The sequence below is a fragment of the Pantoea rwandensis genome (assembly GCF_002095475.1).
In the GTDB taxonomy this organism is placed as follows: domain Bacteria; phylum Pseudomonadota; class Gammaproteobacteria; order Enterobacterales; family Enterobacteriaceae; genus Pantoea; species Pantoea rwandensis.
The window spans coordinates 1-15553 of record NZ_MLFR01000032.1; the positions used below are offsets into that span (position 1 = coordinate 1).

Here is a 15553-nt window from a genome sequence, read left to right on the forward strand (position 1 = left end):
GGAATCTTGGTGCAGTACGCCAGCTGGCACTGGATCTTCCTGATTAACATCCCGGTCGGCATCATCGGCGCGATTGCCACGCTAACGTTGATGCCGAACTACACCATGCAAACCCGACGCTTCGACTTCTTGGGCTTTGTGCTACTGGCGGTGGGCATGGCAACCTTGACGCTGGCACTGGATGGCGAACGCAGTACCGGTGGTTCGCCCCTGCTGCTCGGCGCGCTGATTCTGGTCGGCGTATTTTCGCTGCTGTTTTATCTGATACACGGTCGCCACAATGATAATGCGCTGTTCAGCCTGAAGCTGTTCGACAATCGTATCTATTCAATAGGCCTGCTGGGCAGTTTTACCGGCCGCATTGGTAGCGGCATGCTGCCCTTTATGACGCCGATCTTTCTTCAGGTCGGGCTTGGCTACAGCCCGTTCCATGCCGGTTTAATGATGATTCCTATGGTGCTCGGCAATATGGGCACCAAACGTGTGGTGGTGCGCATCGTTAATCTGTTTGGTTATCGCAATGCGCTGGTCGGGGCGACTATCGCGCTGGCGCTGGTGGTGTTGCTGTTCCCGGCGGTGGCGCTGCTTGGCTGGGTATGGATGCTGCCGGTGGTTCTGCTGTTGCAAGGCATGGTCAATGCCATCCGCTTCTCCTCAATGAACACCTTAACGCTGAAAGAGTTGCCGGATGATTTGGCATCGAGCGGCAACAGTTTACTCTCGATGATCATGCAGCTGTCGATGAGTATTGGCGTCACTGTCGCAGGCTTGTTGTTGGGGTCGTTCGCCCACGGTGCCGTTACGAACAGCGCCGCCGCCCACCAAACCTTTATTTATACCTACCTGTGCATGGCTTGGTGATTGTCCTACCTGCATTAGTATTCTGGCGGGTACCCAAAGATGTGAGTAAAAACGTGGATCTCAGAGGCAGGAGCAAAGGATGAAACAGCCGGTCAAACTCGGCATTGGCGCCAAGCTTTTTATGGCGATTTTTTCCACTTGCATGCTGGTGATCATCACCATGCACTGGGGTGTGCGTCTGAGCTTCGAGCATGGCTTTGTTGATTACATCAAAAAAGGCAATGAGCAGCGCCTGACACTGCTGAGCGATGCACTGGCCGATCAGTACGAGCAACACGGCAATTGGGATTTTTTGCGTAATAACGATCGGCTGATATTCACTATTTTGCGCTCAATGGAGCAAAATCCCGGCAGCAGTAACCAACTTCCCCCTCATGGCTGGCGTACGCAGTTCTGGATTATCGACCAGCAATACAAAGTGCTGTCTGGGCCACGCTCCGAGGTCCCTCCGGAAGGCCCCCGGCGCAACATCACCACCAGCACGGGTAAAGTCGTGGGCTGGGTGATTGCCTCGCCTGCCGAACGCCTGACGCGCAGTACCGATATTAATTTCGACCTGCAACAGCGTCAGACCAGTTGGATGATTGTCGCCTTAACGACCTTGCTCGCCGCGCTTGTGACCTGGTTGCTTGCACGCGGTTTATTAGCGCCCGTTAAACGGCTAGTGGATGGCACCCACGAACTTGCCGCCGGTAAATTTGCCACGCGGGTGGAAGTCGGCAGTAGCGATGAAATCGGCCAACTGGCGCGAGATTTTAACCAACTGGCCAGCTCACTGGAGAAGAACGAGAGTAACCGCCGCGCCTTCATGGCCGATATCTCCCATGAGCTTCGAACCCCGCTTGCCATCATGCGTGGGGAGCTGGAGGCGATGCAGGACGGTGTTCGCAAGATGACGCCGGAAGCTATCACCTCATTGCAGAGCGAAGTGGTGGTATTGACCAAGCTGGTTGATGACCTGCATCAGCTCTCGCTCTCTGATGCAGGTGCCCTCGCCTATCGTAAACAGCCCGTGGATTTAGTGAATTTACTGGAAGTGGTGGCGGGCAGCTTTGGTGAACGCTATCGCAGCCGCGAGCTGATGCTCACGCTGGAATTACCCGCCAAGGCAGAGAGCTTTGGCGATCCGGACCGCCTGATGCAGCTGTTCACTAACCTACTGGAGAACAGCCTGCGCTATACCGATGCGGGCGGTGAAGTGCGTCTTAGCCTGCTGCAGATCAATGAGGGCTGGCAGTTGCGCTTTGCCGACAGCGCACCAGGTGTTGATGCACAACATCAGGCACACCTTTTTGAGCGTTTTTTCCGCGCTGAAAGTTCGCGCAATCGTGCCAGCGGTGGCTCTGGATTGGGGTTGGCTATCTGTAAAAATATCGTTGAAGCGCATAGCGGTAGCATTTCTGCGGATCACTCTGATTTAGGTGGACTGCAAATCACGCTAAACTTGCCCTATGTTCCTCACCAGAAATAAATTATGAGCCCGGATATTCACGATCCCCTGATCCTTGTTGTTGAAGACGAACCTAAGCTGGCGCAGCTGATGATTGATTATCTGCAAGCGTCAAACTACCGCACCCATCACATTGCCGATGGCAATGAGGTGCTGAGTTACGTACAGCAGTCGCCACCTGACTTAATGCTGCTGGATTTGATGCTGCCCGGCCGTGATGGTTTGACGCTGTGCCGCGAAATCCGCCGCTTCTCTGAATTACCGATCATTATGGTCACCGCGCGTATCGAAGAAATCGATCGCCTGCTGGGGCTGGAGATTGGTGCTGATGACTATATTTGTAAGCCTTTTAGCCCACGTGAGGTGGTGGCGCGAGTGAAAACCATCCTGCGTCGCGTGAAACGATCGCCAGAAGAGGCGCAGCTCGCCTCACATCTGTTGATTGACGAAGGCCGTTTTCAAGCCAGCTGGCGTGAGCAGCATCTGGAACTGACACCGGCAGAGTTTCGTCTGCTGAAAACCCTGGCGTTGGAACCGGGCAAAGTCTTTTCCCGTGAACAACTATTGAACCATCTTTATGATGATTATCGCGTGGTGACAGACCGTACTATCGATAGTCACATTAAGAATCTGCGACGCAAGCTGGAGAATCTGGACGCCGATCAACCCTTTATTCGCGCCGTGTACGGTATGGGTTATCGCTGGGAAGCCGACGTCTGCCGCTTGCTGTAGCCCTTTCATTGATCCAGGTCAATTAGTTAGGGTGCGGGTCTGCCTACAATTCCCCACCTTTTGCAGGGCCGCCAGGCGCGGTCACTGCACCTGCCATCCGCGATGGCATGCTGACCTGACATCAGTGAGAAATCCCCCATGTTTAAACCCGAACTCCTTTCTCCAGCGGGATCGCTGAAGAATATGCGCTATGCCTTCGCCTATGGCGCTGACGCCGTGTATGCCGGTCAACCGCGCTACAGTCTGCGCGTGCGCAACAATGAATTTACCCATGAAGTGCTGGCTAAAGGGATAGAAGAAGCCCACCAACTGGGCAAAAAGTTCTATGTGGTGGTGAACATTGCGCCACATAACGCCAAGCTGAAAACCTTTATTCGCGACCTGACACCGGTGCTCGCCATGCAGCCCGATGCGCTGATCATGTCCGATCCGGGCCTGATTATGTTGGTGCGCGAAGCCTTCCCCGAGATGCCAATTCACCTGTCGGTTCAGGCCAACGCGGTGAACTGGGCGACCGTAAAATTCTGGCAGCAAATGGGACTGACTCGCGTGATTCTGTCGCGTGAACTCTCGCTGGACGAGATCGCAGAGATCCGCCAGCAAGTGCCGGAGATGGAGATTGAAATCTTTGTCCACGGCGCGTTGTGCATGGCCTACTCGGGGCGCTGTTTACTTTCCGGTTATCTCAATAAGCGCGATCCGAATCAGGGGACCTGCACCAACGCCTGCCGCTGGGAATATAAGGTGGAAGAAGGCCAGCAGGACGAGATGGGCAATATCGTCGGCTTCCATCAGCCGGTTGAGGTGCAAGAACCCACGCTCGGCATCGGCGAAACCACCGATCGGGTTTTCCTGCTGGAAGAGAAGATGATGCCCGGTGAGGTGATGAGTGCGTTTGAAGATGAACATGGCACTTACATCATGAACTCCAAAGATCTGCGTGCGGTGGCACACGTCGAACGTCTGACGCAGATGGGCGTGCATTCGCTGAAAATTGAAGGACGTACCAAATCGTTTTATTACTGTGCCCGAACCGCACAGGTGTATCGCCGCGCCATTGATGATGCGGTAGCTGGCAAACCTTTTGACCCAATGTTGCTGGAAACGCTCGAAGGTCTGGCGCATCGCGGCTATACCGAAGGTTTTTTACGTCGCCACACACACGACAGCTATCAGAATTATGAGTACGGTTTTTCTGTTTCTGAGCGCCAGCAGTTTGTTGGTGAATTCACCGGTGAACGACGGGGTGACTGGGCGCAGGTTGCGGTGAAGAATAAGTTCTTACTGGGGGATACCGTCGAGATCATGACGCCAGAAGGTAACCTTAACTGCACGCTGGAAAGCATGCAAAATGATAAAGGTGCAGCGGTGGATGTCGCACCGGGTGATGGGCATCGCGTATGGATCCCCGTGCCAGAAGTTGTGGATCTTGCCTATGCACTGCTGCTGCGTAACTTTACCGACGGTAACACGACTTACGATCCGCACGGAAAAAAACGCACATAATGAAAAGAATGCAGCGAAGTTAGAACAGGATCACAGACCGCCGCTGCGCCTCGCTTTAGAATCGCGCCTGCTGCTAACGAGTAACAACAAACAGCAGGTAGTACCAGGAACCACCTCATTCACCCGCCCGGCTCCCCCGTGCGGGTTTTCTTTTTTTCATCTCCCGCCGATAAAGTTCCCTGCACAGCTATGCTATAACCACTGCATCGTATTTCGCGTCAAGGAACTGATTATGCAAAACAAACCGCTCACTCTGCTGATCCTTAATGGGAAAGGCGCTGGCAATGAAGATTTGCGTGCGGCAGTCAACACGCTGCGTGATGAAGGTTTTAATCTGGCGGTACGCGTGACCTGGGAAAAAGGTGACGGTGAACGCTACGTGCAGGAAGCGGTGGATTTGCAGGCAGAAACCGTGGTGGTGGGCGGTGGCGATGGCACGATTAATGAGATTGCTACAGCGTTGGCCGCTATCTCAGCGGAAAATCGTCCGGTATTGGGTATTTTACCGCTGGGTACAGCCAATGATTTTGCCACCAGCGTGGGTATTCCGCCGGAGATGGAACCAGCGTTGCGTCTTGCGGTGTTAGGTAAAGCCAGCGCGATCGATTTGGCGCGCGTTAATGGTGATCGCTATTTCATCAATATGGCAACCGGTGGCTTTGGCACCCGCATTACGACCGAAACGCCTGAGAAGCTAAAGTCAGCGTTAGGCGGCGTGTCGTATTTTATTCACGGTTTAATGCGTGTCGATGCGCTGAAACCCGACAGCTGCGAAATCAGCGGTCCAGGCTTTAACTGGCAAGGTGATGCGCTGGTGATCGGCATTGGCAATGGGCGCCAGGCGGGTGGCGGGCAGAAACTGTGCCCGGATGCGCTGATTAATGATGGTCAGCTTAATCTGAGCATTGTGACCGCGCAGGAGCTGTTGCCGACGCTGCTGCATTCATTGACGCGTGATGATGAGAACCCGAATATCGTTAGTGCGCAGTTGCAGTCGTTGAAGATTCACTCGCCGCACGAGATGACGTTTAATCTGGATGGTGAGCCGCTGACCGGCAGTGAATTTGAGATTGTAGTGATGCCAGGCGCATTGAGTTGCCGCTTGCCGCCGCAGTGCCCGCTGCTGGCGTAATGCTTGTTAGTTCGGTTGCTGGTGATGATGCTGGTTGAGTCGGCTTAGAACTACTGGTTATGACGCTGGTTGAAGCAGCTTAAGGCTGCTGGTTATGACGCTGGTTGAAGCAGCTTAGGGCTGCTGGTTATGACGCAGTCTGAGGCCGCTTTGGGGCTGGCTGTCCTCGCGCCGCTAACGCGGTACCCTCACTTCACTCGTCAGCCTGACGGACCGGCGCAGACGGGACTTTCCCTGTCCCGGCTGCGCCTTTCGCCAGCATCCATGCTGGCTCTCCTGGCTTCCTCATTCCGTTCAGCGCTGCGAAATGCCAGCCCCAAAGCGGCCACAGCCTGCTGATTAGCTTGCGTGCGCGCGGCAAGAAGTGTGCCGGTTTAAACATTGTGGTTAATTGGCTGGTTTAGCTTTCGCCTGTAAGCCTAAAAGCGGGCCCAACCTGCTCATCAACTGACGTGCGTGCGGCAAGAAGCGCGTTACCGCTACACCTTCATCCAGCGGCGCTCGACTGCGGACACCGCTACGGCTTCCAATACTTTCTGCACCTGCAAGCCTTCGGCAAAATCGGGCCACATACGATCGCCGGCTGCAATACCGTTGATCAAGTCACGGATCTCGACGGTTTTCTGATCGTTGAAACCAATGCCGTGACCCGCCGATACGCAGAAATTAGCGTAATCCGGATGGGCCGGGCCAGTCAGAATGGTTTTGAAACCCTGACGTCCAGCGGGTTCATCGTGAATATACAATTCCAGTTCGGCCATCCGCTCTTGGCTGTAGCGCAGCGAACCTTTGGTGCCGGTGACTACGTAAGTCAGGCCCATTTTGCTGCCGCAGGCGATACGTGAGGTTTCAAATACGCCGTGAGCGCCGTTTTTAAAGCGCAGCAGCGCGCTGGCCTGATCTTCATTTTCTACGAGCAACAGACGTGAATGATCTTTTGGATCGGGACGCTGCTTGATCACCGTCATCATGTCGCCGCTGACTTCTTCGATATCGCCCACCAAATAGTGCGCCATATTGACAATATGCGCCGCCAGATCGCCTAACGCACCTAAACCGGCCAGCGCGGTCTGGCAGTGCCAGTCAAGCGGGGTTTCCGGGCGAGCCAAGTAATCTTCGTTATGGGTGCCGTAGAAGTGCACCACTTCACCAATCTCTCCACGCGCAATGATTTCACGCGCCAGCTGGCTGGTGGGGTTTTTCATATAGTTGAAGCCGACCAGCGTTTTGACACCTGCCTGCTGTGCGGCCTGCACCATCTCTTCGGCATCGGCTACGGATAAGGAGAGCGGTTTCTCCGAATAAACGTGCTTGCCATGACGAATCGCTTCCAGCGCCATCTCTTTATGCAGGAAGTTGGGGGCGCAGATATCGACGACATCAATATTGGAGTCGCGTACCAGCTCGCGCCAGTCTCCCGTTGAGCGCGCAAAACCGAAAGTCGCAGCCTGCTTCGCCGCCAGTTCAGGGGTAACCTCAGCCAGCATCTCACGCACGATTTCACCCTTCAGGGCAAATACCGTGGGTGCCTGCGCATAGGCAATCGCGTGACAACGACCAATGTAACCACTTCCGATCATACCGATTCTGACTTTGTTCATGCTGCACCTGGAGTTGTGGGTGGTAATTGTTCTGGAATATATGTTTCACTTTTTTGTCCGACAACGACGAAATGAAATATCTGTGATCATGCATGCGAGGTATCTGACAAAATCGACAAATGAGAATGTAATCTTGCATATAGTTTGTGATTTGAATCACAAAATAGCCTTCAACAGAGCGTGAACAAGTGACTCGCAGCCTACTCAGCGCAGCAATTGACGCTTTATTAATCAATCAGAAAGAAATGTGAAAAAGGGCTTTGACAAGCAAGAGCCTGCTCGTTACTATGCGCCCCGTTCCAAACGATTCCTCTGTAGTTCAGTCGGTAGAACGGCGGACTGTTAATCCGTATGTCACTGGTTCGAGTCCAGTCAGAGGAGCCAAATTCTTAAAAAGAGCAGCCTTTAGGCTGCTTTTTTTATGCCTGCGATTTACCCCATTACGCTGTCCATAACTTAACCCTTTCGCTTTTCCCCCTTACCCTTCACGTCGTGTGACTCTCTTCACAACTCTTAAACGCCGACTTGTATGGTAGTATTTGAAGGCGTATTTTTTCATCATTGCTTTCCCGTTAATGCAGGACCGCGTTTTAAACGTGCATCCGGTCAGGAGTTAAAGATGAAAAGTGTCGTGATTGAACAACCCGGTGAATTGGTTTTGGCGGACCGCCCGCTACCGGCTCCAGCCGCCGGCGAAGTGCGTGTCAAAGTACAGTTTGCCAGCATCTGCGGCTCTGATGTGCATATCTGGCACGGCCACAATCCCTTCGCTAAATACCCGCGCGTGATTGGTCATGAGTTCTTTGGCCTGATTGATGCAGTAGGGGACGGCGTGGATGCCAGCCGCGTGGGCGAGCGCGTCGCGGTTGATCCGGTTGTCAGCTGCGGTCACTGCTATCCTTGCTCCATCGGTCGCCCTAACGTCTGTAAAGAACTCCAGGTTATTGGCGTACACCGTGACGGCGGTTTCAGTGAATTTGCCGTGGCTCCAGCTAAAAACGCGTTTACTCTGCCCGCTTCCATTCCCGACAAACTCGCCAGCCTGGTAGAACCGTTCACCATCGCGGCGAACATCACCGCCTTCCTTAAGCCACAACCCAACGACATCGCGCTGATTTACGGCGCAGGTCCGATGGGCTTAACCGCCATTCAAGTGTTGAAAGGGGTATATGGGGTTGAACAGGTTTTGGTGGTTGACCGTCTGCCTGAACGATTGGCGCTGGCACAGGATAATGGCGCAGATCGGGTATTCAATAACAGCGACATTCCGTTGGCCGCCCAGTTGGAAGGTGTACAACCGACGTTAATCATCGATGCCGCCTGCCATCCTTCCATTCTCGCCGAGTCCGCTGCCCTCGCCTCACCGGCCGCGCGTATTGGCCTGCTGGGATTTTCTGGCGAACCGTGCAGCATTACGCAGCAGGCGTTAACCAGCAAAGAGCTGTCGCTGTTCACTTCGCGTCTTAACAGCAACCGCTTCCCGCAAGTGATCGAATGGATGGAAAAAGGTCTGATTCAGCCCGAGAAGCTGGTCACGCATTATTTCCCGTTAGCCGAAATTGAACGCGCGATGACCTTGTTTGAAAAAGACCCGCGCACCTGCTGCAAAGTAATTCTACACATGGGTTAAGTTAATCTTCACACCAGGTGTCCTTAAACCGGTGCGTACCCGCCGGTCACTATTACTATAAAAGCTATGACGGAGTTTCTATGTTAAAGAACCTGCGCTGGACCCTCGTACTGCTGTTGTTCCTGGTTTATATGATCAATTACCTCGATCGTATCGCCCTCTCGCTGACCGTGCCGCTGGTGGAGAAAGACCTGATGATCAACGCCGAGCAGTTCGGCATGATTTTCGGCAGCTTCTTCTTCGGCTATGCCCTGTTCAACTTTATTGGTGGCCTCGCGACCGATAAATTCGGCCCAACCATCGTATTAGGCACCGCTGTGGGTATGTGGTCGCTGTTTTGCGGTATGACCGCATTGGCCACCGGTTTCTGGTCAATGATGATTCTGCGCGTGCTGTTCGGTATGGCAGAAGGTCCGATTTGCGCCTCGGCGAACAAAGCAATTAATGGCTGGTTCCCGAAAAAACAGGCGGCCACCGCCATGGGCTTACTCAGCGCCGGTTCCCCTTTGGGCGGCGCAGTAGCAGGCCCGATTGTCGGTTATCTGGCGCTGTCCTTTGGTTGGCGTCCCGCTTTCTTAGTGATTTGCGCCATTGGTTTCGTCTGGCTGGCACTGTGGTTCTTCTTTGCCGCTGATAATCCAGCCCGCAGCAAAAAAGTATCACCTGAAGAGCGTGCACTGGTAGAAAAACTCAAAGCGGAAGAGCCTGCTGATGTGATCGATCCGACAGGTAAAGCCCACGGCATGGGTTACTACCTGCGTCAGCCCATTATCCTGGTCACGGCTTTCGCTTTCTTCTGCTACAACTATATTCTGTTTTTCTTCCTGAGCTGGTTCCCGGCTTACCTGGTGCAGGCACACGGCCTCGATATTAAAGCCATGAGCATCACCACCATGATTCCGTGGATTGTCGGATTTGTGGGCTTGGCATTAGGTGGATGGATTTCAGATAAGATCTTCAATATCACTGGCAAGTTGCTGTTATCCCGCAAAATCGTGCTGGTGGTCTCACTGCTGGCTGCGGCTATTTGTGTGGCGTTGGCCGGTACGATAAAAGAGGTTAATTCGGCGGTGATCATGATGTCGATCTCCATCTTCTTCCTCTACATCACCGGCGCAATCTACTGGGCTATCGTTCAAGATGTGGTGCACAAAAGCCGTGTAGGCAGCATCAGTGGATTCATCCATTTGATTGGCAGCTTGTCGGGCGTCATTGGCCCGATTGTCACCGGTTTTATCGTACAAAATACCGGTAAATTTGACAGTGCCTTCATTCTTGCTGGCGCCGTTGCAGGAATCGGTGCGATGTTGGTTCTGTTTGTGATCCGCGAACCGAAAACCACGGATAAGCCCGTCGCCGTTTAATCGTTTGATTCTGATGGGGCGGCTGACGCCCCATTCGCGATAAGGAATAACTATGTTAGCGCTTGACCGCCTTCCCGCCGACGTACAATGCCCCGCTTACGATCGTAGCCAGTTAAAAACCCGCATGGTGCATATCGGCTTTGGTGCCTTTCACCGTGCACATCAGGCACTTGCCAGCGATAAACTGGCCGCACAGGGCAGCGACTGGGGATACTGTGAAGTCAATCTCAACAGCGGTGCTTTAATCCAAGCGCTGCGTCAGCAAGACTTACTCTACACGTTGACCGAGATGGCCGATGACAGTCTGAACACGCGTGTCATTGGCGTAGTCACACAAGCGTTGCACGGTAAAGGTGACGGTATTGATGCCGTGATCGAAGCGATGAGCCAGCCTGACGTGGCGATAGTCTCCATGACCGTGACCGAAAAAGGCTATTGCTACATGCCTTCGAGCGGCAAACTCAACCCGGACCATCCCGATATTGTGCATGACCTTGAAAACCCGACGCAGCCGCGCTCTTTGCCGGGTCTGATTCTCGCTGCCATTATCCGCCGTCGTGAACGCAATCTGCCTCCTTTCAGCGTGATGTCCTGCGACAACATGCCAGAAAACGGCCATGTCACGCGTAATGTCATCACGCAACTGGCAGAACAGCATAGCCATAATCTCGCGGACTATATTCAAACGCACATCACCTTCCCTTCCACGATGGTCGACCGCATCGTCCCCGCCATGACGGATGCCGCCTTTGATGCATTAGAAGCCCGCCTCGGCAGCAGCGATCCGGTTGCCGTGGAAGCGGAACCCTTCTTCCAATGGGTCATTGAGGATAACTTCGTGAATGGCCGCCCCGCTTGGGAAAATGCCGGGGCCGAACTGGTCAGCGATGTGCTGCCGTTCGAAGAGATGAAGCTGCGTATGCTTAATGGTAGCCACTCGTTCCTCGCCTACCTTGGCTTCCTAGCGGGTTATGAGCACATCAGCGATTGCATGGCTGATAGCAACTTCCGCACGGCAGCACGCGCATTGATGCTACAGGATCAGGCCCCTACCCTGCGCACTCAAGGCGTGGATCTGGAAGCCTATGCCGATTCACTCATTGCGCGCTATGAAAACCGCGCCATTAAGCATCGCACCTATCAGATCGCCACTGACGGCACGCAAAAGTTGCCGCAGCGACTGCTGGACAGCGTGCGCTGGCATCTGCGTAACGGCACATCCTGTGATTATCTCATGCTTGGCGTGGCGGCCTGGATGCGTTACGTCAGCGGCGTGGATGAACAGGGTCAGACCATTGAGATTCGCGATCCGCTCAAAGATCAGCTCGCCAGCATTGTGGCGCACAGTGATGAGGGAGCGCAGCGCGTAGAGGCATTACTGCGTTTACAGGCTGTATTTGGCGACGATTTACGCTATCAAACTGCCTTTGTCTCGCGCGTCACTGAGCTTTATAAACAGCTAAACGCACAAGGTGCTCGCGCGACTGTGCAAGCCCTTGTGACGCAGGCATAAGTGCCTTCACAAATGTGTAGCGCAGATGCAGCGTGCTGATTAGACTGAACCTTTCTCATCGGGCTGGCGTAGGCCAGCCGTAATACGGATATTGCTGCATGTCGATTGCCTATACCATAACCACCAGCGAACCCGTAAATCAGCAGATCTACCGCTATCTGCGCAAAGATATCGTGACCTGCGCCATTCATCCGGGCTCGTTGCTGTCGGAAAAGGAAGTGTCCGCGCGTTTCAATGTGTCACGCCAACCGGTACGCGAAGCCTTTATCAAACTGGCAGAAGCCGGTCTGGTGCAGGTGCTGCCGCAGCGCGGCACTTTTGTACGCAAGATTTCCGCTCAACGGGTGGCAGACGGTCGTTTTATCCGTGAAGCGGTAGAGATTGCCGTGGTACGCCGCGCGGCGCAGGAAATTGGCCCAACTGGATTGATGGCGCTGGAACATAATTTGCAGCTGCAGCGTTTAGCCGCAGAACGACACGACAGCCAGGCATTTTTAACCCTGGATGATGAGTTCCATCGGCTGATAGCGGAAGGTATAGATTGCTTGCTGGCGTGGGAAACGGTGGAGAATATCAAAGCCACGATGGACCGCGTTCGCTTCCTGACGTTGAGCGAAGTGTCACCGCCAGAAAGCTTGATTCAGCAGCATGAAGATATTTACCACGCGTTGAAAGCGCATGATGTTGAGGGCGCTGAAACCGCGATGCGTCGCCATCTGCAAGAGATGATTCTCACTATCACGCCGATTGCCGAGCGCAACAGCGAGTGGTTTGAAGCACCTTAGTTTTTTACGCTGTTTCATTCGCGGAGGTTCAACCCTTTACAGCTGCAGATATTAAACCGTCGGCGACGCAGGCAGTTCGCGAGCGCACAGCGCACAGCCCCTGGGAACATACATCAGTATGTGACCAGGGACGAGCACTGCCCGCCCGCGAAATGGCAAGTTAGCCAGGTTTAATCAAGCAATGGTGACGTCTTTCGACAGATACACATCCTGCACGGCATTAATCAGCTCCACGCCCTCTTTCAGCGACTTCTTAAACGCTTTGCGCCCCAGAATCAGCCCCATACCGCCGGCACGTTTGTTGATCACCGCAGTACGTACCGATTCCGCCACATCAGTTGCACCTGCAGAAGCGCCACCGGAGTTGATCAGTCCCGCACGGCCCATATAGCAGTTCGCCAACTGGTAGCGCACCAGATCAATGGGGTTCTCAGTGGTCAGCTTGCTGTACACTCGCTCATCGGTGTGACCGAATTTCACCGCTTTATAGCCGCCGTTGTTCTCGGCCATCTTCTGCTTAACGATATCCGCACCAATAGTCGCCGCCAGATGGTTGGCCTGGCCGGTTAAATCCGCGCTGGCATGGTAATCCACGCCGTCTTTCTTGAAGCCATCATTGCGCAGATAAGCCCACAGCACGGTCACCATGCCTAACTCATGTGCACGCTCAAAGGCCGCTGAGATCTCTTCAATCTGACGACGTGATTGCTCAGAACCGAAGTAAATCGTCGCGCCTACTGCTACTGCACCCAGATTGAAGGCTTGTTCAACGCTGGCATACAAGGTTTGATCGTACTGGGTGGGATAGCTCAGCGTCTCGTTGTGGTTCAGTTTCACCATAAACGGAATGCGGTGCGCATAGCGGCGCGATACGGAGGCCAACACGCCATAAGTGGATGCCACGCAGTTACAGCCGGCTTCAATCGCCAGCTCAACGATGTTCTTCGGATCGAAATAAGCGGGGTTAGCGGCAAACGATGCCCCTGCGGAGTGCTCTACTCCCTGATCGACCGGCAAAATCGACAGATACCCCGTGCCCGCCAGGCGGCCGGTGTTGTAGAGGGTTTGCATATTGCGCAGTACGGTAGGAGAACGATTGTTGTCGATCATTACACGATCAACGAAATCCGCGCCTGGTAAATAAAGGCTGTCCGCTGGAAGGGTCATGCAGCGATGTTGAAGAAGTGAATCCGCTTCTTTGCCCAATAACTGTACGATGTCCGTCATGTTGGCTCCTGAATAAATGGCTGGATTGGAACCGGCACTTGCCGATTCGCCCCCAACAGCCTGGACCGAAAAGCGCCAGGCTGGCAAATTGCTGACACCATTTTTCAGACGGATACGCAGTAAAAAAGCGGCAATCTGGCGTTACGCCCTACCACCACTGATGGAAATGGTGCACTGGCCCAATGCCTTTACCGACTTCCAGTGAGTCAGCATGCAGCAGGGCTTGCTGCAGCCAGGCTTTGGCTTCAGTGACCGTGTCAGCCCAGTTGTCATGCCGTGGGCGCAGCGCCGCCAGTGCGGCTGACAGTGAGCAACCCGTGCCGTGGGTATGACGCGTGTTGACGCGCGGCGCCGTGAAGCGCTGTCGGCCTGCACGCGTGATCAGCCAGTCCGGGCTTTCTGCATCACTGAGATGACCGCCCTTCATTAATACCGCTTCACAGCCAAGATCCAGCAGCGCATCACCTTGCAGCAGCATGGTTTTCTCATCCAGCGCCATATCGCGCCCTAACAACGCGGCGGCTTCTGGTAAATTAGGTGTGATCAGTGAAACCTGGGGCAGCAGCAGTTCACGAATGCTGGCCACCGCGTCTGGCGACAGCAACGCATCACCGCTTTTGGCAATCATCACCGTATCCAGTACCACAAACGGCAGGCTGGCGCGTTTCAGTCGTTCGGCCACCACTTCTACCACCGCCGTTTCCGCCAGCATGCCGATTTTAGCGGCATCAATGCGCACATCGCTCAGCACAGAATCCAACTGTGCACCGACAAAATCGGGTTCGATGCGATAGACCGACTGCACGCCGCAGGTGTTCTGCGCCACCAGCGCGGTAATTACGCTGGTGCCATAAGCACCTAAGGCGGAGAAGGCCTTGAGATCGGCTTGAATGCCGGCACCGCCGCTCGGATCGGTACCCGCAATGGTCAGGGCATTAATGCGTTTCATTGCGCCACCTCCAGCGTCCATAATTCGTCGAGGAATTCAGCCACGAAACTCCCCGGCCCTTGTGCTTTACGCGCCGCTTGTTCACCTGCCAGCGACACAATACGGCACGCTGCTGCGACATGCTGCAAGCGCTCGCCTGGCAAACTACTCAATGCCGCCACAACCGCAGAAAGCGCACACCCGGTGCCCACCACGCGCGTCATCAGCGGGCTACCGCCTGGAATCGCCAGCGTATGATGACCATCGGTGATGTAATCGACTTCACCAGTGACAGCCACAATGGTTTGATAATCCTTAGCGAGTTGCTGGGCGGCGCTGAGCGCGGCATCGGCCTGATGCACGCTGTCCACGCCGCGCCCGCCTGGGGCCTGATTGGCCAAGGCAAGAATTTCGGAAGCGTTACCGCGAATCGCGGCCGGTTGCAGGGCAAGCAGTTGCTGGCAAAACGCGGTACGCAGTGAGAGCGCGCCAACCGCAACTGGATCGAGCGTCCAGGGCGTGCCGGCCTTTTGTGCAGCCTGTACCGCAGCCAACATCGCATCACGCCGATCGCGCGTTAGCGTCCCAACGTTGATCAGCAGGGCATCGGCAAATCCAGCGAACTGCGCAGCTTCTTCGGCATCAATCACCATCGCGGGAGAAGCTTGCAGCGCCAGCAATACGTTCGCGGTAAAGGTTTGCACCACATCATTGGTCATGCAGTGCACCAGCGGCTTTTGCTGACGCAACAATTGCAGGGAGTGCGCGAGTTGCGCGGGGGTAAGTAGGTCAGGCGTGTGTTTCATAAAACTCCCAACCGGCGA

Annotated in this window: 12 protein-coding genes, 1 tRNA gene and 1 pseudogene; 10 read left to right on the forward strand and 4 right to left on the reverse strand. The window is 54.5% G+C overall.

What is annotated here, in order from left to right; genetic code table 11:
* The 5 genes and pseudogenes from mdtD to yegS form a co-directional block, all read left to right on the forward strand.
* A pseudogene (gene mdtD / locus HA51_RS22460) lies at positions 1-944 on the forward strand (multidrug transporter subunit MdtD); the annotation flags it as partial.
* A complete protein-coding gene (gene baeS / locus HA51_RS22465) occupies positions 941-2332 on the forward strand; it encodes an envelope stress sensor histidine kinase BaeS (RefSeq protein ID WP_084937020.1) in 1392 nt (463 codons plus the stop codon). The pseudogene mdtD and the gene baeS, both read left to right, overlap by 4 nt.
* A gap of 3 nt (positions 2333-2335) precedes the next feature.
* Positions 2336-3043 (forward strand): envelope stress response regulator BaeR, encoded by a 708-nt coding sequence (gene baeR, locus HA51_RS22470; RefSeq protein ID WP_084937023.1) that lies wholly within the window; start codon positions 2336-2338, stop codon positions 3041-3043.
* Positions 3044-3181: 138 nt separating this feature from the next.
* The gene (gene trhP, locus HA51_RS22475; RefSeq protein WP_084937026.1) at positions 3182-4549 is read left to right on the forward strand and encodes a prephenate-dependent tRNA uridine(34) hydroxylase TrhP; all 1368 of its coding nucleotides are present in this window, start codon (positions 3182-3184) and stop codon (positions 4547-4549) included.
* A 232-nt stretch (positions 4550-4781) separates the two neighbouring features.
* The gene (gene yegS / locus HA51_RS22480; protein WP_084937029.1) at positions 4782-5681 is read left to right on the forward strand and encodes a lipid kinase YegS; all 900 of its coding nucleotides are present in this window, start codon (positions 4782-4784) and stop codon (positions 5679-5681) included.
* A 479-nt stretch (positions 5682-6160) separates the two neighbouring features.
* On the opposite strand, the gene HA51_RS22490 is transcribed toward yegS, so the two are convergent.
* Positions 6161-7282, reverse strand: coding sequence for a Gfo/Idh/MocA family protein (locus HA51_RS22490; protein ID WP_084937034.1), 1122 nt, complete (start codon positions 7280-7282; stop codon positions 6161-6163).
* Between the two features lie 308 nt (positions 7283-7590).
* Between HA51_RS22490 and HA51_RS22495 the strand changes: the two genes are divergently transcribed.
* From HA51_RS22495 to HA51_RS22515, 5 genes are all read left to right on the forward strand, one after another.
* Positions 7591-7666: transfer RNA gene (locus HA51_RS22495), tRNA-Asn, on the forward strand.
* Between the two features lie 235 nt (positions 7667-7901).
* Complete coding sequence (locus tag HA51_RS22500; protein WP_084937037.1) at positions 7902-8912, forward strand: Zn-dependent oxidoreductase; 1011 nt, start codon at positions 7902-7904, stop codon at positions 8910-8912.
* A gap of 80 nt (positions 8913-8992) precedes the next feature.
* Complete coding sequence (locus HA51_RS22505) at positions 8993-10276, forward strand: MFS transporter (protein ID WP_084937040.1); 1284 nt, start codon at positions 8993-8995, stop codon at positions 10274-10276.
* 52 nt (positions 10277-10328) lie between these two features.
* Positions 10329-11789 (forward strand): mannitol dehydrogenase family protein, encoded by a 1461-nt coding sequence (locus tag HA51_RS22510; RefSeq protein WP_084937044.1) that lies wholly within the window; start codon positions 10329-10331, stop codon positions 11787-11789.
* 98 nt (positions 11790-11887) lie between these two features.
* Positions 11888-12574, forward strand: coding sequence for a GntR family transcriptional regulator (locus tag HA51_RS22515; protein ID WP_084937047.1), 687 nt, complete (start codon positions 11888-11890; stop codon positions 12572-12574).
* 174 nt (positions 12575-12748) lie between these two features.
* Here the strand turns inward: HA51_RS22515 and fbaB are convergent, their stop codons facing one another.
* From fbaB to thiM, 3 genes are all read right to left on the reverse strand, one after another.
* Positions 12749-13801, reverse strand: coding sequence for a class I fructose-bisphosphate aldolase (gene fbaB / locus HA51_RS22520; RefSeq protein ID WP_084937050.1), 1053 nt, complete (start codon positions 13799-13801; stop codon positions 12749-12751).
* A gap of 148 nt (positions 13802-13949) precedes the next feature.
* Positions 13950-14750: a bifunctional hydroxymethylpyrimidine kinase/phosphomethylpyrimidine kinase gene (thiD, locus tag HA51_RS22525; RefSeq protein WP_084937052.1), complete on the reverse strand. Its 801-nt coding sequence runs from the start codon at positions 14748-14750 to the stop codon at positions 13950-13952.
* Positions 14747-15535 (reverse strand): hydroxyethylthiazole kinase, encoded by a 789-nt coding sequence (gene thiM / locus HA51_RS22530; protein WP_084937054.1) that lies wholly within the window; start codon positions 15533-15535, stop codon positions 14747-14749. The genes thiD and thiM overlap by 4 nt, the downstream gene beginning before the upstream one ends.
* Positions 15536-15553: the final 18 nt, after the last annotated feature.

Bases quoted from the DNA above. Each gene is read 5' to 3' on its own strand.
- baeS (WP_084937020.1), top strand. From the start codon at position 941: ATGAAACAGCCGGTCAAACTCGGCATTGGCGCCAAGCTTTTTATGGCG.
- baeR (WP_084937023.1), top strand. From the start codon at position 2,336: ATGAGCCCGGATATTCACGATCCCCTGATCCTTGTTGTTGAAGACGAA.
- trhP (WP_084937026.1), top strand. From the start codon at position 3,182: ATGTTTAAACCCGAACTCCTTTCTCCAGCGGGATCGCTGAAGAATATG.
- yegS (WP_084937029.1), top strand. From the start codon at position 4,782: ATGCAAAACAAACCGCTCACTCTGCTGATCCTTAATGGGAAAGGCGCT.
- HA51_RS22490 (WP_084937034.1), bottom strand. From the start codon at position 7,282: ATGAACAAAGTCAGAATCGGTATGATCGGAAGTGGTTACATTGGTCGT.
- HA51_RS22500 (WP_084937037.1), top strand. From the start codon at position 7,902: ATGAAAAGTGTCGTGATTGAACAACCCGGTGAATTGGTTTTGGCGGAC.
- HA51_RS22505 (WP_084937040.1), top strand. From the start codon at position 8,993: ATGTTAAAGAACCTGCGCTGGACCCTCGTACTGCTGTTGTTCCTGGTT.
- HA51_RS22510 (WP_084937044.1), top strand. From the start codon at position 10,329: ATGTTAGCGCTTGACCGCCTTCCCGCCGACGTACAATGCCCCGCTTAC.
- HA51_RS22515 (WP_084937047.1), top strand. From the start codon at position 11,888: ATGTCGATTGCCTATACCATAACCACCAGCGAACCCGTAAATCAGCAG.
- fbaB (WP_084937050.1), bottom strand. From the start codon at position 13,801: ATGACGGACATCGTACAGTTATTGGGCAAAGAAGCGGATTCACTTCTT.
- thiD (WP_084937052.1), bottom strand. From the start codon at position 14,750: ATGAAACGCATTAATGCCCTGACCATTGCGGGTACCGATCCGAGCGGC.
- thiM (WP_084937054.1), bottom strand. From the start codon at position 15,535: ATGAAACACACGCCTGACCTACTTACCCCCGCGCAACTCGCGCACTCC.